The 22,606-nt window shown below is 32.5% G+C and carries 20 protein-coding genes; 12 read left to right on the top strand and 8 right to left on the bottom strand.

Translation table 11 applies throughout. The features are described from left to right. Positions 1–25 precede the first annotated feature (25 nt). The 4 genes from EDB96_RS19305 (at position 26) to EDB96_RS19290 (ending at position 4,548) form a co-directional block, all read left to right on the top strand. Positions 26–787, top strand: coding sequence for a sensor histidine kinase (locus EDB96_RS19305; protein WP_057115958.1), 762 nt, complete (start codon positions 26–28; stop codon positions 785–787). Beyond that, positions 750–1,469, top strand: a complete 720-nt coding sequence (locus EDB96_RS19300) for a LytR/AlgR family response regulator transcription factor (RefSeq protein WP_057115135.1) — start codon at positions 750–752, stop codon at positions 1,467–1,469. Before EDB96_RS19305 ends, EDB96_RS19300 begins: the two co-directional genes overlap by 38 nt. A 214-nt stretch (positions 1,470–1,683) precedes the next feature. Continuing rightward, positions 1,684–3,954: a cation:proton antiporter gene (locus EDB96_RS19295; protein WP_057115134.1), complete on the top strand. Its 2,271-nt coding sequence runs from the start codon at positions 1,684–1,686 to the stop codon at positions 3,952–3,954. A 153-nt stretch (positions 3,955–4,107) separates the two neighbouring features. Beyond that, the gene (locus tag EDB96_RS19290; RefSeq protein WP_134142638.1) at positions 4,108–4,548 is read left to right on the top strand and encodes an ankyrin repeat domain-containing protein; all 441 of its coding nucleotides are present in this window, start codon (positions 4,108–4,110) and stop codon (positions 4,546–4,548) included. Positions 4,549–4,699: 151 nt separating this feature from the next. Here EDB96_RS19290 and EDB96_RS19285 read toward each other — a convergent pair whose 3' ends face one another. The 3 genes from EDB96_RS19285 to pyrH form a co-directional block, all read right to left on the bottom strand. After that, positions 4,700–7,195, bottom strand: coding sequence for a DUF5686 family protein (locus tag EDB96_RS19285; RefSeq protein WP_134142637.1), 2,496 nt, complete (start codon positions 7,193–7,195; stop codon positions 4,700–4,702). Positions 7,196–7,314: 119 nt separating this feature from the next. Continuing rightward, complete coding sequence (gene frr, locus EDB96_RS19280; protein ID WP_057115132.1) at positions 7,315–7,878, bottom strand: ribosome recycling factor; 564 nt, start codon at positions 7,876–7,878, stop codon at positions 7,315–7,317. 78 nt (positions 7,879–7,956) lie between these two features. Further along, complete coding sequence (pyrH, locus tag EDB96_RS19275; protein ID WP_057115131.1) at positions 7,957–8,664, bottom strand: UMP kinase; 708 nt, start codon at positions 8,662–8,664, stop codon at positions 7,957–7,959. A gap of 131 nt (positions 8,665–8,795) precedes the next feature. Between pyrH and EDB96_RS19270 the strand changes: the two genes are divergently transcribed. Together EDB96_RS19270 and EDB96_RS19265 are read left to right on the top strand one after the other, a co-directional pair. Continuing rightward, positions 8,796–9,365, top strand: coding sequence for an SMI1/KNR4 family protein (locus EDB96_RS19270; protein ID WP_134142636.1), 570 nt, complete (start codon positions 8,796–8,798; stop codon positions 9,363–9,365). A 112-nt stretch (positions 9,366–9,477) separates the two neighbouring features. Beyond that, the gene (locus tag EDB96_RS19265) at positions 9,478–10,095 is read left to right on the top strand and encodes a thioredoxin family protein (protein WP_134142634.1); all 618 of its coding nucleotides are present in this window, start codon (positions 9,478–9,480) and stop codon (positions 10,093–10,095) included. A gap of 340 nt (positions 10,096–10,435) precedes the next feature. Here the strand turns inward: EDB96_RS19265 and truB are convergent, their stop codons facing one another. The 4 genes from truB to EDB96_RS19245 all read right to left on the bottom strand — a co-directional run bounded on the left by truB (position 10,436) and on the right by EDB96_RS19245 (position 13,255). Continuing rightward, complete coding sequence (gene truB, locus EDB96_RS19260; protein ID WP_134142633.1) at positions 10,436–11,125, bottom strand: tRNA pseudouridine(55) synthase TruB; 690 nt, start codon at positions 11,123–11,125, stop codon at positions 10,436–10,438. Next, positions 11,125–11,922 carry an undecaprenyl-diphosphate phosphatase gene (locus EDB96_RS19255; protein ID WP_057115127.1) on the bottom strand — a complete coding sequence of 266 codons (798 nt, stop codon included), beginning with the start codon at positions 11,920–11,922 and terminating at the stop codon, positions 11,125–11,127. Before EDB96_RS19255 ends, truB begins: the two co-directional genes overlap by 1 nt. A gap of 117 nt (positions 11,923–12,039) precedes the next feature. Next, positions 12,040–12,303: a DUF3098 domain-containing protein gene (locus EDB96_RS19250; RefSeq protein ID WP_134142632.1), complete on the bottom strand. Its 264-nt coding sequence runs from the start codon at positions 12,301–12,303 to the stop codon at positions 12,040–12,042. 76 nt (positions 12,304–12,379) lie between these two features. Further along, positions 12,380–13,255: a cell division protein FtsX gene (locus EDB96_RS19245; protein ID WP_057115125.1), complete on the bottom strand. Its 876-nt coding sequence runs from the start codon at positions 13,253–13,255 to the stop codon at positions 12,380–12,382. 515 nt (positions 13,256–13,770) lie between these two features. Between EDB96_RS19245 and EDB96_RS19240 the strand changes: the two genes are divergently transcribed. The 4 genes from EDB96_RS19240 (at position 13,771) to EDB96_RS19225 (ending at position 19,318) form a co-directional block, all read left to right on the top strand. Then, positions 13,771–16,764 carry a leucine--tRNA ligase gene (locus EDB96_RS19240; protein WP_134142630.1) on the top strand — a complete coding sequence of 998 codons (2,994 nt, stop codon included), beginning with the start codon at positions 13,771–13,773 and terminating at the stop codon, positions 16,762–16,764. Positions 16,765–17,411: 647 nt separating this feature from the next. Then, the gene (locus tag EDB96_RS19235) at positions 17,412–18,260 is read left to right on the top strand and encodes an alpha/beta fold hydrolase (protein WP_134142629.1); all 849 of its coding nucleotides are present in this window, start codon (positions 17,412–17,414) and stop codon (positions 18,258–18,260) included. A 1-nt stretch (position 18,261) separates the two neighbouring features. Continuing rightward, positions 18,262–18,735: an RNA polymerase sigma factor gene (locus EDB96_RS19230; protein ID WP_057115121.1), complete on the top strand. Its 474-nt coding sequence runs from the start codon at positions 18,262–18,264 to the stop codon at positions 18,733–18,735. After that, positions 18,722–19,318, top strand: a complete 597-nt coding sequence (locus EDB96_RS19225; RefSeq protein ID WP_134142627.1) for a hypothetical protein — start codon at positions 18,722–18,724, stop codon at positions 19,316–19,318. The genes EDB96_RS19230 and EDB96_RS19225 overlap by 14 nt, the downstream gene beginning before the upstream one ends. Before the next feature lie 73 nt (positions 19,319–19,391). Here the strand turns inward: EDB96_RS19225 and EDB96_RS19220 are convergent, their stop codons facing one another. Beyond that, positions 19,392–19,793 carry an MmpS family transport accessory protein gene (locus EDB96_RS19220; RefSeq protein ID WP_057115119.1) on the bottom strand — a complete coding sequence of 134 codons (402 nt, stop codon included), beginning with the start codon at positions 19,791–19,793 and terminating at the stop codon, positions 19,392–19,394. Positions 19,794–19,958: 165 nt separating this feature from the next. Here EDB96_RS19220 and EDB96_RS19215 point away from each other — a divergent pair, with 165 nt between their 5' ends. Then, entirely contained in the window at positions 19,959–21,947 is a 1,989-nt protein-coding gene (locus EDB96_RS19215; RefSeq protein ID WP_134142626.1) for a sensor histidine kinase, read from the top strand. A 15-nt stretch (positions 21,948–21,962) separates the two neighbouring features. Then, positions 21,963–22,592, top strand: a complete 630-nt coding sequence (locus EDB96_RS19210) for a response regulator (protein ID WP_057115117.1) — start codon at positions 21,963–21,965, stop codon at positions 22,590–22,592. Positions 22,593–22,606 lie beyond the last annotated feature (14 nt).

The following is a 22,606-nucleotide window of genomic DNA, read 5'->3' as shown; positions in this document are numbered from 1 at the left end:
GCTGAAAAATAAAAACGATAACAAAATGCAGGATAACAATACCACAACTTTTATTTTCTTAGCAATTCTGTTGCTCTTGATCGTCATAATTTGTTTTATGATGTATCAATTAATGCAGACTAAAAAAGCAAAAGAAGATGCAGAAAAAAGTTTTTATGCTTTAGAGGTAAAGGTGAATGATCTGCAGCTGGAGAATCTGGAGTCAAAATTAAATCCGCATTTATTCAAGAATATTCTAAATTCAATTCAGTCGCATGCATATCAGACTTATTTTGCTTTAGATAAACTCGCCAATGTTTTGGATTATATTCTATACGAAAGCAAAAAGAAATTTGTAACGGCAAAAGAAGAGATTGATTTTGCGTTGAATTTAATCGAAATCAATAAAATCAAAATCAGTCCACTTTTTGAATTAAAAGTTAAAACTAATATTAATCAAGATGATAAATTATACGATCAGCCACTATTGGCGCCGTTAATTTCAATTGATTTAATCGAAAATGCTTTTAAACATGCCGATCTTCAAAGTGCAGATGCTTTTATTTCTGTTGTTTTTGAGTTTAAAGACAATGCTTTTTTTATGACGGTTTCGAATAAAATCTCCGATAAAAAAGTGCTCAAAAAGGAGCGAAGCGGTTTTGGACATGCCACTCTGGAGCATCGTCTTCGAATTATTTATAAGAATAATTTCAAACTCGATAAGTTTATAGAAAACGATGTTTATATTGCTCATCTAAAAATTGATTTACTTGAATACAAAACTGAAATGCTTGCTTCTGGACGATGAGCTTCCTGGATTAACGTACCTTAAAATGCTTTGTGAACAAATTCCTGAACTGGAAATTGTAAAAACGTATAATAATCCGCAGAAACTTTTGTCTGATATTTCAGATCTGGATTTTGATCTCTTAATTTCTGATATCGAAATGCCAGGCATGGACGGTTTGCATTTGGCTGAAATGCTCGATGATAAATTGGTCATTTTTTGTACGGCTTATAAAGATTATGCCGCAGATGCTTTTAATATAGATGCAGTAGATTATATCACAAAACCTGTAAAATTGGAACGTCTGCAAAAAGCAGTCTCAAAAGCTTTTGAACGTTTTGATAAACCAGATTCGGCTAAAAAATTCATACAGTTGAATACAGATAAAGGAAAAACTTTGCTGTATTTTAATAAAATTCAATATATCAAAACGGCTGTAAGCGACAGCCGTGACAAAACGGTTCTGCTTTCTGACGGAAGTTTTCTGAATTTAAAAAACGTAAAATTCGACACCCTTTTAAACGAATTACCCGAAGCCGATTTCTGCAGAATAAATAAGAAAGAAATTGTGGCAGTAAAGGCAATAAAATTCTTTAATCATAATGAAATTGTATTGCATCATCTAGAAGAAAAAAATAAAAACACGACTTTAATTTTAAGCGAAACCTATCGTTCTGATTTTTTGAAGAAAGTGAAGATATAGAGTTATTTATGTGTCAGGCTGAGCGAAGTCGAAGCTTTGTTCTCGAAATAAAGCCTTAGATTCCATTCACATTGCTAGTAGATTTTTGTTGAGCTTTAGAACTTATTACAAAGTTTTTCCGACTTGTTACATACATTGAAAATTAGCAGGAAATTTGTTTTTTCACTTGAAGCTCACTTCTGATATTTGCGGCAATAAATTAAAAGAACGAGTTATGAATAACATTAAAAACTCTTTATTCTACGTAACAATTATTGGAGGTTTTACCGCTCTAATATATTGGATAATTTCAAAAGGCGCAGCATTAGAAGTTGGACGCGATATCGTCAAGAAAAAAATAGAAAGTAATCATTGGAATGATTTCCTTCATTCTATGGTCGAAAATTTACAGCATCCGCTGGCTATTTTATTGGCGCAAATCGTGACTATTATTTTAGTAGCGCGTTTATTTGGATGGTTTTTTAGAAAAATCGGACAGCCATCTGTAATTGGAGAAATGATTGCCGGAATTGTTTTAGGGCCATCTTTGGTCGGAATGTACTTTCCAGAATTCTCTGCGGCTTTATTCCCAAAAGAATCATTAGGAAATTTACAATTTTTAAGTCAGATTGGTTTAATTCTTTTCATGTTCGTTATCGGGATGGAGCTGGATTTGAAAGTGCTTAAAAACAAAGCACACGATGCAGTTGTTATCAGCCATGCCAGTATCGTAATTCCGTTTGCTTTAGGATTAACATTGGCCTATTTTATTTATCACACTTTTGCCCCAATTGGTGTTGAGTTTTCTTCTTTCGGATTATTTATGGGAATTGCCATGAGTATTACTGCATTTCCGGTTCTAGCCAGAATTGTCCAAGAGCGAGGCATGCAGAAAACAAAACTCGGAACTATTGCCATTACTTGTGCAGCGGCAGATGATATTACTGCTTGGTGTATTTTGGCAGTTGTAATTGCTATCGTAAAAGCAGGTTCATTTACAAGTGCATTATATGTAATTGGTTTAGCGATTCTTTATGTAATTATTATGCTGAAAATCGTTCGTCCGTTTTTAAAGCGTGTCGGAGATTTAAATTCAACAAGAGAAAGTTTAAATAAACCTGTTGTTGCTATCTTTTTTATCACACTTTTAATCTCAGCATATGCTGCAGAATTAATTGGAATTCATGCTTTATTTGGAGCTTTCCTTGCAGGAGCAATTATGCCTGAAAATAATAAATTCAGAAATATATTTATTGAGAAAGTAGAAGACGTTGCCATAATTGTATTATTGCCTTTATTCTTTGTGTTTACAGGTTTGCGTACGCAAATTGGTCTTTTAAATGATCCTGAATTATGGAAAATCACAGGATTAATTATAGCTGTTGCTGTTGCTGGTAAATTTTTTGGAAGTGCGTTGGCAGCAAAATTCGTGGGACAAAACTGGAAAGATAGTTTGGCAATTGGAGCTTTGATGAATACAAGAGGTTTAATGGAGCTTGTAGTTTTAAATATTGGCTATGATCTTGGAGTTTTGTCAACAGAGATTTTTACCATGATGGTAATTATGGCTTTGGTAACTACTTTTATGACAGGTCCGGCTTTAGATTTTATAGGCTTTATTTTTAAAGACAAAGCGACGAATGTACCGCAAGAAATAGGAAGTAAAAGCAAATATAAAATCCTGCTTTCGTTTGCAACTCCAGAAAGAGGGAAAAAACTTTTAAAAATTGCCAACAGTTTGGTTAAAAAACAACCAGACAATTCGATTGTAACAGCAATGCACTTGTCTTTAAGTACAGAAATTCACTCTTTTGATGTAAAAGATCATGAGCGTAAAATGTTAGTTCCAATTATCGAAGAATCCAACCGATTGAATCAAAATATTGTGAGTCTTTTTAAAGTTTCTAATGATATAGATACGGATATTATTGATTCGGCAAACCAAGGAGAATATGACTTATTATTGGTTGGTTTAGGACAATCTATTTTTGATGGAACTCTACTTGGAAAGATTCTTGGTTTTACAACCCGAATAGTAAATCCAGATCGTTTAATCGATAAATTCACAGGAAAAGAAGGATTGTTTGAAAATTCTCCTTTTGACGAAAGAACCCGTCATATTATTGCAAAAACGAGAATGCCGGTTGGTATTTTTATCGATAAAGATTTTGAAGAAATAAATCAGGTTTTCATGCCTGTATTCAGTAGAGAAGATGCTTTTTTAATTGATTATGCTAAAAAACTAATCAATAATAACGGTTCGCAGATTACAGTTTTAGATGCCAGCGGTGAAGTAAAAAATACTCGCGATATTCAGGAAACTATCCGATCTATAGAACAGATTGCGCCAAATCATATTATGATTATGCATGACAGAACCATTAAAAAAGAATTTTTAGATGGTCAAGACTTAATGATTATAAGTTTAGACAGCTGGAAAAAATTAATTGAATCTCAAAGTACTTGGCTGAACAATACACCTTCAGTTCTGATTTTGAAACCATAAATTTTTTAATAAAATATCAATTCTTTGAAATTCCAAATTCCAATTTTTATGATTGGGGTTTGGTTTTTTTTTTGAGGTAATATTATAGAGATAAATTATTTATTATAAATATAATTATTAATATTGTAGGAATATTCTTTTTTAAACATATTTATGGGAACTTTTGATGATACTCAGCTTTATAAATTATTATTTGAAAAGGATTTTTCGAAGATTAATGAATTCTTAGAAAAATTTGGTTTAGACAGTGTTGATAGAGAGGGACGAACCTTTTTAATGTCAGCTGTGATTGATGGTAATGAAGAAATGGTAAAAGACCTTTTGATTCTCGGTTGTGGCATAAATAATCAGGATAGTAAAGGTTTGACCGCATTGCATTTAGCTGCAATTAATGATAAAGTTGACGCTTTAAAAGTGTTGCTTTCATTTAATGCTGATGTAAATATTGTTGATGATAGTGGTAATTCAGCATTATGGCGTGCTGCCATGGAATTAGAGAGCGATTCGGAGATTATTAAAGTTTTATTAGAAAAAGGATCTGATATTAATTTAGAAAATAAGCATGGTGTTTCTCCTAAAGATTTATTAGAGTGATCTTTGTCAAAGTTAAAACTTTGACAAAGGTTTTTGATGTGCCTTTTGTAATGAACCACGGTATTTTGCGATCCTTCGTGAGGATGACAAGCATATCGTAAAAATGGAATTTGGTCCGGAAGCCTCGGGATAAAAATTTGAAATTTAATTCTTAAAGTCCAAGATCAAGTACATAAGAAATCTTAACTGCAATATTGTCTTCAAACTTCAATAATTGGTTTGGGCCATAACGATAGAATCCGCCGAGACCAAAACCTTTGTAGATTTTGTTTAGCTCAATTCCCGATTCAAAATAACCTTTATCAAGTGTTTTGTAATCGGGTCCAACATGTTGTTCTGGTTTTTCCATATTTCCCCAAGCCATTCTGGTTACTAAAACTAGCGACGGACGAACTTTTCTCATAATTTTAATACGGTCAAAACCATGCTTGATCTGAAACATAAGATATTGACTAGAGAAGAATTCATTAAAATACATGGTTTCAAAGGCATTTCTTCCTGCAAAAGTAATACGCTGAATAACAGTTTCTTTGGTTAAATTATTTGGAGAAGTGTTATACAAATGAGTAATAGGAACATCTCCCATTGCATAACCTGCCTGCAAAAGCAAACTCGTCTTCTGGCGATTTAAATATTGTTTTTCGTATTCGGCTTTAAAATCTATTTTGCTGAAAGTAAAATCATTATCAAATACATTTGGTAATGACTGTGTGTATTGAAACGTAAACCTTGGAAATTTTTTATCTGTTTCATTTCTTCCCGTTGGAGTCTGCATAAACTCGCTGAAAGGCGCCCATACAATCGACAGCATTGCTGTAGTCATTACATAGCTGGAATATAATTTTCCGTCATGATTAAAAAGATAATCAAATTTAGGTTCAATATAATTTCGCGAAACTTCTAAAACTGCTTCAGTTTTTGGAATAAATTTAGTCTGGATATTACCTCGCCATCCTGAATATTCGTAAAATGTACTAATATTAATTGGCCGCGGGTCATAAATTTTAAACACACGTTTGTCTACACTGAAAACGGTACTTGCAATTTCCCGTACGTCATCAGCATAATAACCATTCAGCCAGGTGTTGGTATATTTATCTAATAAAACGCCGGCTCCCACACTGTATTTAAAAACACCATCTTTGGTTCCGTACGCCGTATAACTTTCAAGTCTGAAGTTTTTCGAAAAGCGATCATTTGTAATTCCGCCTAAACCAATTCGGAAACCTTCATAATTATTAAAACTTATAATCTTCTTTAAATCCAGATCAACAGGACCAATAGGATAGAAACCATTAATAATTTTTCGGCCTATTCCTAAACGCTTTTCAACTCTATTGCTCACCGAAAGACTGTCTAGTAATAAATATGTTTTTTGGCTTTTTAAGTCAAGATTTTCTTTGCGGTAAGCTTCCCAAAACGATTCAGGTTTTTTGGCCGCATCGTCTTTAATTTCGATATAAAGCGATGGATTTTTTATAGCAGTATTGGTGTTGACACGAATATCGAAACTATTACTTTCTGAAAGTAAATAGGTGAAATCTGAAGCCACTTTTTTTCTGGGTTCAAAATTTTCTTCAACATCTCCGTCAAACTGAATTGTTCCTCCTAAAATTCTAATATCATCGTCATTTTTTCCTTTTACAATTTTGAATGTCGTATTGCTTTGGAACCAAATTTTTTCTTTCGGAATATATTCAAATTCGTGAATACCACTAATATCCAAAACACCTTTAATTCGCATTACCGCTTTCGCGACAGCAAAATTTTCTTTATCAATATACAATACACCTTCTAAGCCAGAAGATTTTCGCTTGAGTTTATTTTTGAAATAAATCATATACGTGTCGCGGCCTTTTATGCTGACAGTATCTAACAATTTATAATTATAACTCGATGGCGCTTGATTAGAAATCGGATTTTCATATTTCGTTTCAAACAATTCGTACTTCGGATCGTAGATGGAAATCGACTGAAGATTAAATGCCAAAACTTCGTAAATAGGCTGTTTAAAACCTGCTATTTTGGTGCCAAGAACAGTTTCTTTTAATTTGTTATTTCCAAATTGATATTCCGAAACTTTCTCGGTTTGAAATAAATGCTGTCTGCTTACAATTTCTCTAAACTTATAATCAGAAGAATCAACATTGATGATTTTCTTATTTAAATCTTTGTAAGACGCAGTAGAGTCGATTCTGCCGTCTATCGAATCCGGATTGGCAGTTACAATAAGTTTGTTGTATGTTTTGTACTCAAAATTATTGAGTTTTTTCTGCGGATCATTTAGCGGTTTATTGGCAATAACTTTTCGAATTATTGTCAATGCAGGATTTTCATTAGAAACCACAACTTCTTTCAAATCATCTGTCTGCTGTACAAGCGAAACGGCATAAAAAGTTTTATTGCTGATTAATGCAATAGTTTTAGTTTGAAAACCAATATAAGATACTGATAGAGTTGTAGCAGATGTGCTGATTTTAAAAATAAATTTACCATCAACATCTGTAATAGTATTGTTGTTTTCTGAGGTGGTAATTGTAGCAAACGGAAGAGGTTTGTTGTTTGAATCGGTTACGATTCCGTTTATTTGAAATTGCGCTTGAAGAGTAAGCGTAAAAAACAAAGTCAAAAAACAAAATAGCTTCATACAGAATGATATAGTTTCAAAAACGAAAAGAATTTAATTTTCGTATGCAAAAATAACAATAAAAAAATCCGTCTGGTACTATTCACCAGACGGATTTTTTAAATATCTCAGATCTTTGATTACACTTTCATGATTTCGGCTTCTTTTAAAACCAATAATTCATCAATTTTTTTAATAAAAGCGTTTGTCAAGTTTTGAACTTCTTCTTCAGCAGATTTGCAAATGTCTTCAGAAGTTCCTTCTTTTTCTAATTTTTTGATTTCAGTATTTGCATCTTTACGAGAGTTACGAATACCAATTTTAGCATCTTCAGCCTCAGATTTTGCTTGTTTAGCCAAATCACGACGACGCTCTTCTGTCAATGGCGGTACGCTGATAATAACCATATCACCATTGTTCATCGGGTTAAATCCGATGTTTGCAATTAAGATAGCCTTTTCAATTGCTTGCAGCATATTTTTTTCAAATGGCTGTAATGTAATTGTTCTAGCATCTGGAACGCTGATTTTAGATACCTGAGAAAGCGGTGTTGCAGATCCATAATAATCTACAAAAACACCTCCAAGCATTGCTGGAGAAGCTTTTCCTGCACGAATATTAAGAAATTCTTTCTCTAAGTGTGCAATAGTACCATTCATCGATTCTTCAGTACTTTCTAAAATAAAGTCTATTTCTTCAGTCATTTTTTTTTTAGTTTTCAGTTTTCATTCTCAGTTTTCAGTTAAAGTCTTATTTATGCGACTGTAAACTGTTACTGATGACTATATATTAACTACAGTTCCTATGTTTTCGCCTTCGCAGATTTTCAACAAGTTTCCAATTTTATTCATATCGAAAACTACGATTGGTAATTTGTTTTCTTGACTAAGGGTAAATGCAGTAGTATCCATTACATTTAATCCTTTTTTAATTACGTCGTCAAACGAAATAAAGTCAAATTTTACTGCAGAAGCATTTTTCTCAGGGTCAGAATCATAAACACCGTCAACACGAGTTCCTTTTAAGATAACATCAGCATTAATTTCGATTCCTCTTAAAACTGCTGCAGTATCTGTTGTAAAATATGGATTTCCGGTTCCGGCACCAAAAATTACGATTCTGCCTTTTTCTAAGTGGCGGTCTGCTCTTCTTTTAATGTATGGTTCTGCAATAGATTCCATTTTTAAAGCAGTCTGCAAACGCGTTTTCATTCCTTTATCTTCAAGAGCACCTTGTAAAGCCATTCCGTTAATTACAGTTGCAAGCATCCCCATGTAATCACCTTGAACTCTATCCATTCCAGAACTTGCTCCAGCAACTCCTCTAAATATATTTCCTCCTCCAATAACAATTGCAATCTCTACTCCTTTACTGTGAATCTGCTTAATTTCATCTGCATATTCGGCTAATCTTTTTGGGTCTATACCGTATTGTAAATCACCCATTAGCGCTTCGCCGCTAAGTTTTAGAAGAATTCTTTTATATTTCATGTGTGTGTCGCGTTAATTTGTGCAAATATAGACATATTCTGATTTTTAGAAATAATGTTTGTAAAATAATTTTGGGTTCACTTTATTATTCAGATTTTTTATTTTTGTAAGAAAAAACTAAAGATAGAAAGATGTTAATATCAGGATTCGATAATGATGATGTTGAGAGAGATATCAAAAATATTCAAAATCAATATGGTTTTGAATTTCCGGAGCAATACAATAATTTTTTACTAAAATATAATGGTGGAAAAACACCAGAAACAAGTTTTAGAATTAATAAAATCTCATCAGATATTAAGGGATTGTATGGAGTTGCTAAGGCAGATCCATTTTATAATTATAAATTTTATTTAGATAAACCATTTTTTTTAAACTTTTTAGCTGATGGTTTTGTTCCAATTGGTCATAATATTTTTGGAGATTTTATTTTGATTGGAATTGGAGAAAATAACATGGGTAAAATATTTTTTTATTACCACGATAGAGCAGGGAAATATATTGAATTAACTCAAAATTTTATACAATTTATTGAGAAATGTAAAAGTACTAAAATAGGGAAAATAAGATCAATTGAAGAACGGATAGAAGACATGAGAATACTTGGAAAAGAGGATAAAATTACCCCTGAAAAACTTCAAGGCTGGCAGGATGAAATAGATAGTTATGCTAACCTAAAACAAATAGAATTGGTTATTTAAAAGTTTAATTATTTTAGAATTAAGATTAAATATTGTTTGAAATCTGACAATTGTCATTATCCTCGTCTTTCTAAATTTTGTATTTTTATTCTATCCTAAAAATCAAACCAATATGAAAAGCATCGTAGCCAAAGCATTATTCAACAGTCATTCTTATGCTGAATACAGAAAATTAGTAACCGATTTATTGTCTGAAGGAAAGTCGACAGGAAACGAACAATCGGAAAGTTTGACTAATTATTCCAAATTAAACGAAGCGAGAATGAACAGACTGGAGAAAACCATACAAATTGCAGAACCTATTATTGATAAACTACAACATTTAGATAATCATTACATTTGGCTGGTACTTTCTGAAGGCTGGTGCGGCGATGCAGCGCAGATTCTTCCCATTTTAAATAAAATGGCTTTGGCTTCAAACAAAAAAGTGGATCTAAGAATAGCTTTGCGTGATGAAAATGATGATTTAATGAATCAATATCTTACAAATGGCGGAAGGGCAATTCCTAAAGTAATTGTTATTTGTAAAGAAGCCGGAATTGTTCGTGCCGATTGGGGACCAAGACCAAAAGGTGCCGCTGAATTAATGGCAAATCACAAAAGAGAGGTTGGCCCAATTGATGAAAAGATAAAAACAGATTTACAATTGTGGTATTTGGCAGACAAAGGAATCTCGGTTCAAGAAGAATTGCTTGAAATTATGGAGAATATTAAATATAATCGACTTTGATTTTGGTAATGTGTTGATAACAAATAATTTGGTTGATAAAATTATCTTAAAGTGTTTTTATTTTACTTCTTATTTTGTAACTTAGTAAATATAATCCCACTTCTATTATAACTTTCTGATTTACTCTTTTTATTGGTGTTTATTTATTGTCTAACATTAAAATACACTATTATGAAAAAGTTATTTGAAAGATTTTATGATTTCTTTTCTCAATTCTTATTTGGAGGGAAAAATGTGCCTCACTATTAACTCAAAGAATCAGTATGAGATAATTGTACTATTTGTTTAAAGAGTTGGCACATTACTATTTTCAAATTTGTAATGTGCTATTTTTTTTTTTTTACTGCAGGCTTTCCTCGAAAAGAGTAATATCAATCGCATTTTTTACATCGTAATTGCCAATTTTGGTGCGGCGTAATACAGTTAAATGTGAACCTGAATTCATCGCTTTCCCGAAATCGTAAGCTAGAGAACGAATGTAAGTTCCTTTACTGCAAACTACTCTAAAGTCGATTTCTGGCAGTGCAATTCTTGTAATTTCAAATTCATTAATAGTAGTTTTTCTACTTTCAATTTCTACAGATTCTCCAGCACGCGCATGCTCGTATAAACGAACTCCGTCTTTTTTAATAGCCGAAAAAATAGGCGGTTTTTGATCTATTTCTCCTAAAAACTGCTTTACTGTTTCGTGAATCAAAGCTTCATCGATATGATCTGTTGGAAAAGTCTGGTCGATTTCTGTTTCTAAATCGTAAGATGGAGTAGTGGCTCCAATGTAAAAAGTTCCCGTATATTCTTTTGCCTGACCTTGAAGTTCAGAAATTCTTTTGGTGAATTTTCCAGTACAAATCAATAAAAGTCCAGTCGCCAGCGGATCTAAAGTTCCGGCGTGACCAATTTTGAACTTTTTAGGAAGTCCAATTTTATTAATTAAAAGGTATTTTAATTTATTGACAGCTTGAAACGAACTCCATTTTAATGGTTTGTCAATCAATAAAACTTGTCCGTCTAAATATTCTTCAGGTGTCATTATATGATGGTAAGCGGGTGAATGAAAAAGTGAATCAATAATAAAATGATTCCAGCTAAGATTCGGTAATAACCAAAAACTTTAAAGCCATTTTTAGTTAAGAATCCGATGAAAGTTTTAATGGCCAAAAGTGCTACAATAAAAGCAACAATGTTTCCGATAACAAGCATGTTAATTTGATCGTGAGACAATTCAAATCCTGCTTTGTAATAATCGTAACATTTTTTTGCTGTTGCCCCTAACATAGTAGGAACTGCTAAGAAAAATGAAAATTCAGCAGCAGAAGTTCTTGTTAGTTTTTGTGACATACCACCCACAATACTAGCGCCGCTTCGTGAAACTCCAGGAATCATTGCCAGACATTGAAATAGTCCAATTTTAAAAGCTTTTGCATAAGTAATCTCAGTTGAGACTTCAGGATCGTTTGGTTTGTTGAACCATTCGTCTACTTTCAATAAAATAATTCCTCCAATCAAAAGTGAAATAGCAACTGTAACGGGATTTTCTAATAAGCCGTCAATAAAATCACTTAAAAGTAATCCTAAAACCACTGCAGGAATAAAAGCAACTAAAAGTTTAAAGTAGAAATCAAATGTTTGAAAGAAACGTTTGAAATATAAAATTACAACCGAAAGTATAGCACCAAGCTGAATTACAATTGTAAAAAGTTTAGTGAAATCGTCATGAGCGATTCCAAAAAATGAAGAGGCAATAATCATGTGTCCAGTTGAAGAAACAGGTAAAAATTCTGTAATTCCTTCAATAATGGCAAGAACGATAGCTTGTAATGTATTCATTTAAATTAGATTTTTAGATTTTAGTCCCGAAGCGTCGGGATAGACTTTTAGACTTTTTTAGAAAAGATTAATCTAATAATCTAAGATGTCTGAAAATTCTAAGTAGTCTAAGAAAGTCTATTTAGATTTTTTGAAAATAGAATAAATCGTAATTCCAAAACCGATTAAAACAGTTGTCGGTGCTAAACGGATACGTCTAAAACTAAAAATATCTTCGTTAAAAACATTCGGATCTTTACTTCCTCCGCCAGACATTAGAATAAATCCTAATGCAATAACAGCAATACCAATTAATAAGATTTTATAATTGATGCCGTCAAAAAGGAATTCCTGTTTTGGCTGTTCCTGAGCTTGTTCTTTGTTATTGTTGTTGTTTTTCATTTTGTCATTGCGAGGTACGAAGCAATCTCACCCTCTTTTGAGTTTATTTTTATCTAAAACAATCTAAAATCTAAAATTAATAAAGATCGTCAGTTCTTAAATTCAAGAAACGTTGTGTTGCAAAATGTGTGCTGATCCAAGTAATCAAAACACCTAATCCGAAAACAGCAACTAAAACCAAAGCGATTAAAACTTTGTCTTCTAAAATTCCTAAACCAGGGAAATTAGTTTCTACATAAATTAAAAGTGCAATCAAGGCGATAATTGCCAAACCAGCGCCCAGCATACCTAATTTTACACTTCGCATTACAAATGGTTTACGAATAAATGCTTTGGTTGCTCCAACCATCTGCATAGTTTTGATGATAAAACGATTAGAGTGAATTGATAAACGCAGTGAACTATTGATTAATAAAACAGCAATTATAGTAAGGAAACCACTGATTATTAAAATCCACATACTAACTTTTTTGATGTTGTCATTTACCAGATTTACCAATTGTTTGTCATAAACAATATCCTCAATCATCGTATTTTTTTTCAAATTACTTTCAATCTCTAAAATGCTGTCTCTTTCTACATAATCAGCTTTTAAGTGAATGTCGTATGAATTTAATAACGGATTTTCTCCTAAAAAAGTTAGAAAATCTTCTCCAATAATATCGGTATGTTCTTTGGCTGCTTTTTCTTTAGAAACATAAGCAAAAGATCTAGCGAATGGTGCTCTTTTCAATTCGGTATTAAAAGCTTTGATGACGCTGTCATTAGCTTCATTTTTAAAGAAAACGGTCATGGCGATTTTTTCTTTAAAATCGTTGGCCAGTTTTTTAGAATTAATAATGAATAATCCCAGTACTCCCAAAAGGAATAAAACCAAGAATACACTTAATACAACCGAAAAATAAGAGGAAATTAACCTGCGCTTTTGAAATTTATCAAAGTTAGAACTCATAGTTTGCTTAAATTATGTGGTAAAAATAATAAAGAATTTCTTTATTTAAAGTTAATAACGAACTTTTATACTATAAATGTACAATTTGATATTGAATAAAAGTTTATTTAACTGCAAACAAGAATAAGTTTTTTTAAGATTACTTATCGGAGGGCATAAAGCAGATTTTACCGCAAAGTACTCAAAGTAATTTAAATTGTATAAAACACAAAGCTGCGCAAAGTTCTAGCGGCATAAAGCTTTGTGAACTTATATGTTTTGAATCTACCGCTAAATAAAAACCTTAGCGAACTTTGAGGTTGAAAAAAACGGTGAACCTTAAAATTTACTTTCAAAAACTACATGAAATGCGACTCAATATTAAGTATTTTTAATAATTTGAATAAGTATTTTGATATTTTATTTGTTTGTCTATGAAATGCTTTGGTACAAACCACAATAAATGTAAATTTGCGGCTAATTAACTAGTGAAAAGCCTTAGAACCTTAGTCACTTAGAATCTTAGTCACTTAGAAATGAAATACAATCCAAACGAAATTGACGCCAAATGGCAAAAATATTGGGCAGAAAATCAAACTTTTGCAGCAAAAAATAACTCTGAAAAACCTAAACATTATGTACTCGATATGTTTCCTTATCCATCTGGAGCGGGATTACACGTTGGGCACCCGCTGGGTTATATAGCTTCAGACGTTTATTCTCGTTTCAAAAGACATCAAGGTTTCAATGTTTTGCACCCGATGGGTTACGATAGTTTTGGATTACCTGCAGAACAATATGCAATCCAGACAGGACAGCGTCCAGAAGATACAACGCGCGTAAATATTGACGGTGGTGTAGACAAAGAAGGAAAACAAATCGCAGGATATAGAAAACAATTAGATAAAATCGGGTTTTCGTTTGACTGGAGTCGTGAAGTGCGAACTTCAAATCCTGATTATTACAAACATACGCAATGGATTTTTATCCAATTGTTCAATTCTTGGTATTGCAAAAAACAAGGAAAAGCATTTGATATTTCAGAATTAATAACTGTTTTTGAAGAAAGTGGAAACGCATTAGTTGAGGCAGTTTGCGATGATAACGTAGTAATTTTTACTGCTGATGAATGGAATTCTTATTCTGATGATCAAAAAGAAAAAATCTTGTTGCAATACAGAATGACGTATTTGGCAGAAACCGAAGTAAACTGGTGTCCAGGCTTAGGAACTGTTTTGGCAAATGACGAAATTGTAAACGGAGTTTCAGAACGTGGAGGCTTTCCTGTTATAAGAAAAAAAATGACACAATGGAGTATGCGAATTTCTGCTTATGCCGAACGCTTGCTTCAAGGCTTAAATGATATTGACTGGAGCGAGTCTATAAAAGAATCACAAAGAAACTGGATTGGAAAATCAGTTGGTGCGTTGGTGACTTTTAATGTGAAAAATCATAACGAAGTTATCGAAGTGTTTACGACAAGACCTGATACTATTTTTGGAGTAACGTTTATGACTTTGGCTCCAGAACACGATTTGGTGGCTAAAATTACAACTCCAGAACAAAAAGCTGCTGTTGAAGCCTATATCGAAAAAACAGCAAAACGTTCTGAGCGTGAGCGTATGGCGGATGTAAAAACTATTTCAGGAGTATTTACGGGTGCTTATGCTGAACATCCATTTACAAAAGAAGCAATTCCAGTTTGGATTGGGGATTATGTTTTGGCAGGTTACGGAACAGGTGCTGTAATGGCGGTTCCTTGCGGAGACGAAAGAGATTACGCTTTTGCTAATTTCTTTAAAGGTCAAAAAGGAATGCAGGAAATCAAAAATATCTTCGCTAATGTTGATATTTCTGAAGCTGCTTATGGATCAAAAGATAATGTTGAAATCGCTGGTTCTGATTTCTTAAACGGGTTAAACTACAAAGAGGCGACAGCAAAAGCGATTTATAAATTAGAAGAGATCGGACAAGGAAAAGGTAAAACAAATTACCGTTTGCGTGATGCCGTTTTCTCTCGTCAGCGTTATTGGGGCGAACCATTCCCAGTTTATTATGTAAACGGATTGCCAAAAATGATTGATGCGCAACATTTACCAATTATTTTGCCAGAAGTAGAAAAATATTTACCAACAGAAGATGGTCTGCCTCCATTAGGAAATGCAGCAGTTTGGGCTTGGGATACAAAACAAAATAAAGTTGTCGATACTGATTTAGTTGATAATGTTTCGATTTTTCCTTTAGAATTGAACACTATGCCAGGTTGGGCGGGAAGTTCATGGTACTGGATGCGTTACATGGATGCACACAATGAAAATGAATTTGCAAGTAAAGAAGCATTGGCTTATTGGGAAAATGTAGATTTATACATTGGTGGAAGCGAGCACGCAACAGGTCATTTATTGTATTCTCGTTTCTGGAACAAATTTTTAAAAGACAAAGGTTTTGCTCCGACTGAAGAACCATTCAAAAAACTGATCAATCAGGGAATGATTTTGGGAACATCTGAGATGATGTTGAATACTTATTTGACGCAACCAAATTTCAATGGAACGGAAGAAGAATGGAATGATCTTTTGAAACATCCAGAACTTACAAATCATTTTGTGAGTGCTGATGCTATAGATGAATTTTTAGAAGAATATAAAGGCTTTGCATATCCTTCTTCCGAAAGAAATGTAGATATAAATCTTGCAAAATCATCTGAATTAGATGTGCCAGCATTTTTGAAATGGAGACCTGAATTTGAAAATTATAAATTTATATGTAAAGGTGGTTTTTGGCAAAATGGAATTTTTACAAGAACAAATCCTGGATCTGATAAGTTTAAAACAAAGTCAGTTGTTGAGAAAATGTCCAAATCAAAATGGAATGTTCAAACTCCAGATGAGGTTTGTGAAGAATACGGTGCTGATACATTGCGTTTGTACGAAATGTTCTTAGGCCCGTTAGAGCAGGCAAAACCTTGGAATACTGCTGGAATTTCGGGAGTTTTTGGTTTCTTAAAAAAAATATGGAGATTGTATTTTGATGATAATGGCTTAATCGTAAATAACGACGAACCGACAAAAGACAACTTAAAATCATTGCATAAAACAATCAAAAAAGTTGCAGATGATATTGAGAATTTCTCTTTCAATACTTCTGTTTCTCAATTTATGATTTGTGTGAATGAATTGTCTTCTCAGAATTGTCATTCGAGAGCAATTTTAGAACCTTTAGCAATTTTAGTTTCACCATACGCACCTCACATTGCTGAAGAATTATGGTCGCAATTAGGACATACGACTTCTATTTCTGAAGTTGCTTTCCCAATTTTTGATGAGAAACATTTAATTGAAACCAATAAAGAGTACCCAGTTTCTTTCAACGGAAAAATGCGCTTCACAATCGAATTGCCTTTGGATTTAACCAAAGAACAAATCGAAGAAATCGTAATGAAAGACGAAAGAACTCAAAAACAGTTAGATGGAAAAACTCCGAATAAAGTGATTATTGTTCCTGGGAAAATAATTAACCTAGTCGGTTAATTATTTTAAAATTCCAATATTAAAAATTCCAAATTCCAATTTTACGATTGGGGTTTGGGATTTTTTTTGCGCAATTATTTTTCCGCCACGAATTACAGTAATTTCCACAAATTTCACCACAAATACTCATAGTTTGTCATTTCGATCCCGAGGCTTCGGTAGAGAAATCTTCGCAAGTAACTCTACAAAGATTTACGATTTTCTTTATGGAGCTTCTAGCTTGGTCTTCGACTTCGCTCAGACTGACAATATGTATAGTTTGTCATTTCGAGGAACGAGAAATCTCCACAAGGAACTCGATAAAGATTGGCGATTTTGAATGTGGAGCTTCTCGCGAAGATTTCTCCTTCGTCGAAATGACAAAATCGTGGATTCTCTATGCTTATTTTGAACAAATTAAGCAAAATTAAATTCGTGGAAATTCGTGTAATTCGTGGCAAAAAAAAACTTTGCGACCTTGCGCCTTTGCAAGCAAAACAACCTAGCGTTCTTTGCGTAAACCTTCGCGCACTTTGCGGTTAAAACCCGCACTAACATTGGCGTTTTAAATTTTTTTCATTAAAAATTTAAAAACTTTTGTAACATTTTAATAGTCGTCGTATCAAAAGCATGGATCCGATTTAATTAACAACTTAAAACTATTAAAAATGAAAAAGTATATCATCTTAATTATCGCATTCTTATTCTCTGCATTATGTATCAATGTTTTTGCACAAACAAAATCATATCCTTTTGACGTTATCAAAACAGGAAAAGGAAAACAATCTATAATATTCATTCCAGGATTTGCTTCTTCTGGAGAAGTTTGGAACGAAACCAAAGCAGCTTTCGAAAAAGATTTTACTTGTTACACACTTACAATGGCTGGATTTGCCGGAGTAAAACCACAACCAAATCCTTCATTCGAAAACTGGAAAGTAGGAATTGCTAATTACATCAAAGACAATAAAATCGAAAAACCAATTTTAGTTGGCCATAGTATGGGAGGAGGATTGGCGCTTGCAATCGCATCTGATTATCCAGATTTAATTGGTAAAATTGTGGTTGTTGATGCATTGCCATGTCTGGCAGCTTTGAGCGATCCTTCTTTTAAATCAAAAGAAAATAATGACTGTTCGCCAATGGTTACTCAAATGGCAGCAATGAATGAAACGCAGTTTTATGATATGCAGAAACAAACGATGCCGAGACTTTTGCAAGATTCATCAAAATTAGAAATGGTTGTAGACTGGAGCGTCAAATCAGATCGAAAAACTTTTTCGGAAGTGTATTGTGATTTCTTTAATATCGATTTGAGAGAAAGAATTGCAACGATAAAATGTCCGTCATTAATTTTATTAGAATCTTATTTTATAAATTTAAAACCGGCAATCGAAGGGCAGTATAAAAACTTGAAAACAGCTAATTTTCAATATGCGGATAAAGGTTTGCATTTTATAATGTACGATGACAAAGATTGGTATTTGGCACAATTAAACTCTTTTATAAAATCTTAAAATGGAATTCGAAGATATCTACAAAACATATTGGGATAGAATTTTTAGGCTTTGCATGGGTTTTGTAAACGATTATGACGCCGCGCAGGATTTGACTCAGGAAACGTTTATAATTGTCTGGCAGAAACTGGAAACCTTTAGAAATGAATCTTCTATTGGAACCTGGATTTTTAGGATTGCTTCTAACAATTGCCTGAGGCAGATCGAAAAACAGAAACGTTTTCCAAAATCAGAACTGCCTGTTCATCTTTCAGAAGAAAAACAAACTTCATTAGAACCTCAAATTCAGTTTTTATATAAATGTATTGCTGAATTACCCGAAACAGAACGTATTATTATTTCGCTGGAATTAGAAGATGTAAAGCAGACAGAAATTGCCAAAATTGTTGGACTTTCTGATGCAAATGTGCGAGTAAAAATTCACAGGATAAAAGAAAAATTGACCGAAAAATTTAAAGAAAATGGACAACGATAACAATATAGATTTTAAAGATTTATGGAAAAAACAATCTGTAAGTCAGCCAGATATGAAGGATTTGCTGGCAAGAGTAACAAAATTTAAAAAAGCAGGATTAAGAAGTTTATGGATTGTTAATATATTGCTTTTGGCTACCTGTATGTTTATTGTTTGTATTTGGATATATTATCAACCGCAATTTATTTCGACTAAAATCGGAATTGTCATAACGATTCTGGCCATGGTGATTTATTTATTCACCTATAATAAATTACTGAGCAAGTATAAAAATATTGAAGCCACACAAACCAATCAAGAGTATCTTCAAAATTTAATTATAATTAAAAAGAAACAACAATTTCTGCAGACCAAAATGATGACGTTTTATTTTCTGGTGCTTACAGTTGGTATTTGTTTATATATGTATGAATATGCCAGTAGAATGACGCTTTTAGGAGCTGGTTTAACGTATGGTATTACTTTATCATGGATGTTGTTCAATTGGTTTTATCTTCGCCCGAAACAAGTCAAAAAACAGCAGGAGAAAATAAATAGTCTAATTGAGAAGTTTGAAGAAGTGAACAATCAATTAGAGTTATAAAAAAAGAAGCTTCGTAATATTACGAAGCTTTACTTTTTACCAAAAAACTAAAATCTAAATTTTAAAGTAAGATTTATAGAGGAAAAACGTAAGGAGTAAGAGATAAAACAATTATTCCGTCGCTAGTTGCTGTTGCAGTTAGTTCGTTTTGCAATTTTCCGCCAACATAAATTTTACCAGTTAAAGTTTGTCCAGCAACTCCGCCATATCCACTTGCGCTTAATGATGCTCCCATAGATTTTGCTTCAGCTGTAAATTCTTTAGTCCAAGGAAGCTTAGTAATGTCTTCATTTAATGCGTTCCCGCCTTTTTCAAAATAAACAGTAGATAATGTTCCTGTGTAATTTCCAGTTATTTCATATTTTACATCTCTTGAAGCTGTTCCAGTGTTATTATCGTCATTGTCGCTGCTGCAAGAAACTGCTGTAAAAGCAAGAGTCAATACAATTGCTAAAGTTTTTAAAATCGATTTCATAATAAAATTCTTAAATTAATATTCATAGTCAAACAAAATTAGACCCTTACTAAAGAGATATCAATACCTGATAAAATGTATTTTTTATTACCTGATATCAGGTAAAAGAGCTAATTTTTTTTTGAAAGTCGTTAAGCTTTAATAACTTTGAGTAAATACCCATTTATGAAGAAAATCTACGCCTTTATCTTTTTTTTATTTTTTTCTGCTATTTCCAATTCACAAGTAATCCTTTCATTAGATGACGATACGGTTTACATTGACAGTATTGTTAAGTCTACAAAAAATGTAAAGTCCGACAGCATTAAAAGTTTGAACAGTTTTAGACTGTCCAAATTATTTTTAATGGTTCAGGATGCCAAAAAATCCAAAGAATACCTCGAACAAGGAAATAGATTAAAAACAAAATTTCCTTTCTTACGGGATATTTCGCTTTATTATAACGCTTACAGTTTTATTGAAAAAGGCGATATAGATGGTTTCGAAAAAGCCTTATTAGAAGCCAATGAAAAACTTAAAAAATACCGCTATAAAGAAGCTTATAGGATTCGGGCAATTATACTTCAGAATTATGGCATTATGCAGCAGCGCAAGAATAATGAAAATGCTTATATGCGTCTGTTGGTGAATGAAGCAATTCCTATTGCCAAAAAAAGCGGTGATTATGAGTTAATCAGTGGTTTAAATAAAGCCGTTGCTATTATTTTTATGAATAATGGCGAAAGGGAAAAAGCTGCAGAATATCTCGATCAAGCCCAAAAATATATCGAAAATACTACTAAAAAGTCTCCGACGCTTGCAGAGTCTAAAATGGAAACTTATATCATAAATGCAGAGAATTTGGTAGAACTTAAACATTTTTATGATGCTAAAAGTATACTCGATAAAGCTTTTTTGACTTTAAAAAAATATCCAGAATCGAATTTGAATGATTCTTATTTTTATGCAGAAGGAATTTATTATGCTAAACAAAATAAACACAATGAAGCATTAATAAGTTTTGAGAAAGGTATAAATTCCTCTATAAAACATGGTAACTCTATCGCATTAAACAGATTAAAATTTGCGGAGTATGAAGTGCTTTTTAAACTCAAAAATTACGATAAAGCCAAAAGTAATCTAGAATATCTGGTGCAAAACACACCATTCATTGTCGACAAAAAAAATTATTATAAAGAATTATCGAAAGTTTATAATGCGACAAAAGAATACTCCAAAGCCTATTCGTATTCGCATAAATACAATGTTATAAATGATAGTTTGAACGATGCCAATCTGAAAAATGAAATTATAGAACTCGAGGCAAAATATAAAAAAGCAGAAAGTGAGAAAAAAATCTCTTTACTGCAGTCAGAAAATGAAAAAGCAGTTTTACAAGTCAATAATAATCGATTAAACACAATGCTTTTTGCAGCGCTTTCGTTTTTATTGTTCCTAATAGTTTTGTTTTTATGGATTTATAATAACTATCAAAAAAAGCTGAGCTTTCAGAAAGAAGTCAATTTGCAGCAAGAATTATCAGCGCTGGAAAATCAACAGAAATTATCGATTTCAAATGCATTGATTCAAGGTGAAGAAATCGAACGAAAGAGAATTGCCAGAGATTTACACGATGGATTAGGAAGTATGCTTTCTGGCTTGAAAATGCATTTGAGTCTTGTCAACCGAGAAAATAACGAAAACAGTTCGAACATTAATGAAATGCTAAACGACTCGATTAAAGAGCTTCGTAATATTTCTCAGAATTTAATGCCCGAAAGTTTAATGAAATTGGGACTTGAACATGCGTTGAAAGATTTGTGTGTTTCTCATTCTACTTTAGAAACTGCGGTTGAGTTTCAGTATTTAATTAAAAAATCAAAATTTCCACAGCATTTTGAAATTATGATTTATCGCATAATACAGGAACTTCTAAATAATGCTTTAAAATATGCTAAAGCTTCACAAATTTTAGTTTCCTGTTCGCAGAATAAAGATGTGTTCTTTATTACTGTAGAAGACAATGGAGTAGGATTTAATGTAAAACACGCCGAAAAAAGAGAAGGTATGGGACTGCGAAATATTAAAAACCGCGTCGCATTTTTGAATGGGAAACTAGAAATTGATTCGGTTGTCAATAAAGGGACTTCAGTATATATTGAATTAAAAATTTAAATCCAGACTATATAAATGATACATAAAACAGTAATTGTAGACGATCATCCGATTGTGATTTCGGGAATAGCAGGTTTGTTGTCGGATTTGGATGCTATTAAGATCGTAGAAAAATTTGAGTCGGGAGTATCTCTTTTAGAATATATCGAAGACAATAAAGTTGATCTTATCTTAATGGATATTTTCCTGCCGGTTATAAATGGCGTTGACTTGTGTAAAACCATTAAACAAAAACATCCTAAAATTGTAATTATCGGTATGAGCAGTCAATCTGAAAGAAGTCTGGTAATGCAGTTTATTCAAAATGGAGGGAATGGCTATATCTTGAAAAATGCCTCTTTTGATGAATTTAAAAATTGTATTTATAAAGCTATTGAAGGTGAAATTGTTTTTAGTGAAGAAGTAAAAACCATAATCAGCCAGCCTTTATCTGAAGACTTAGAACGCATTCCAGGTTTAAGCAGAAGAGAACGTGATATTGCATTATTGCTTTCGCAGGGAAAATCGACTCAGGAAATTGCAGATGATTTGTTTTTGAGTTTTTTGACAGTTCAAACGCATCGTCGAAATATTCTTCAAAAATATAAAATGAAAAACGTAGCAGAATTGATTGCTTTCCTGCTTAAAAATAATATGTTAAACTGAGACAAAACTAGTAA

This window comes from Flavobacterium sp. S87F.05.LMB.W.Kidney.N, assembly GCF_004366435.1.
Lineage (GTDB): Bacteria > Bacteroidota > Bacteroidia > Flavobacteriales > Flavobacteriaceae > Flavobacterium.
This window is presented reverse-complemented; position numbering and strand designations above follow the sequence as displayed.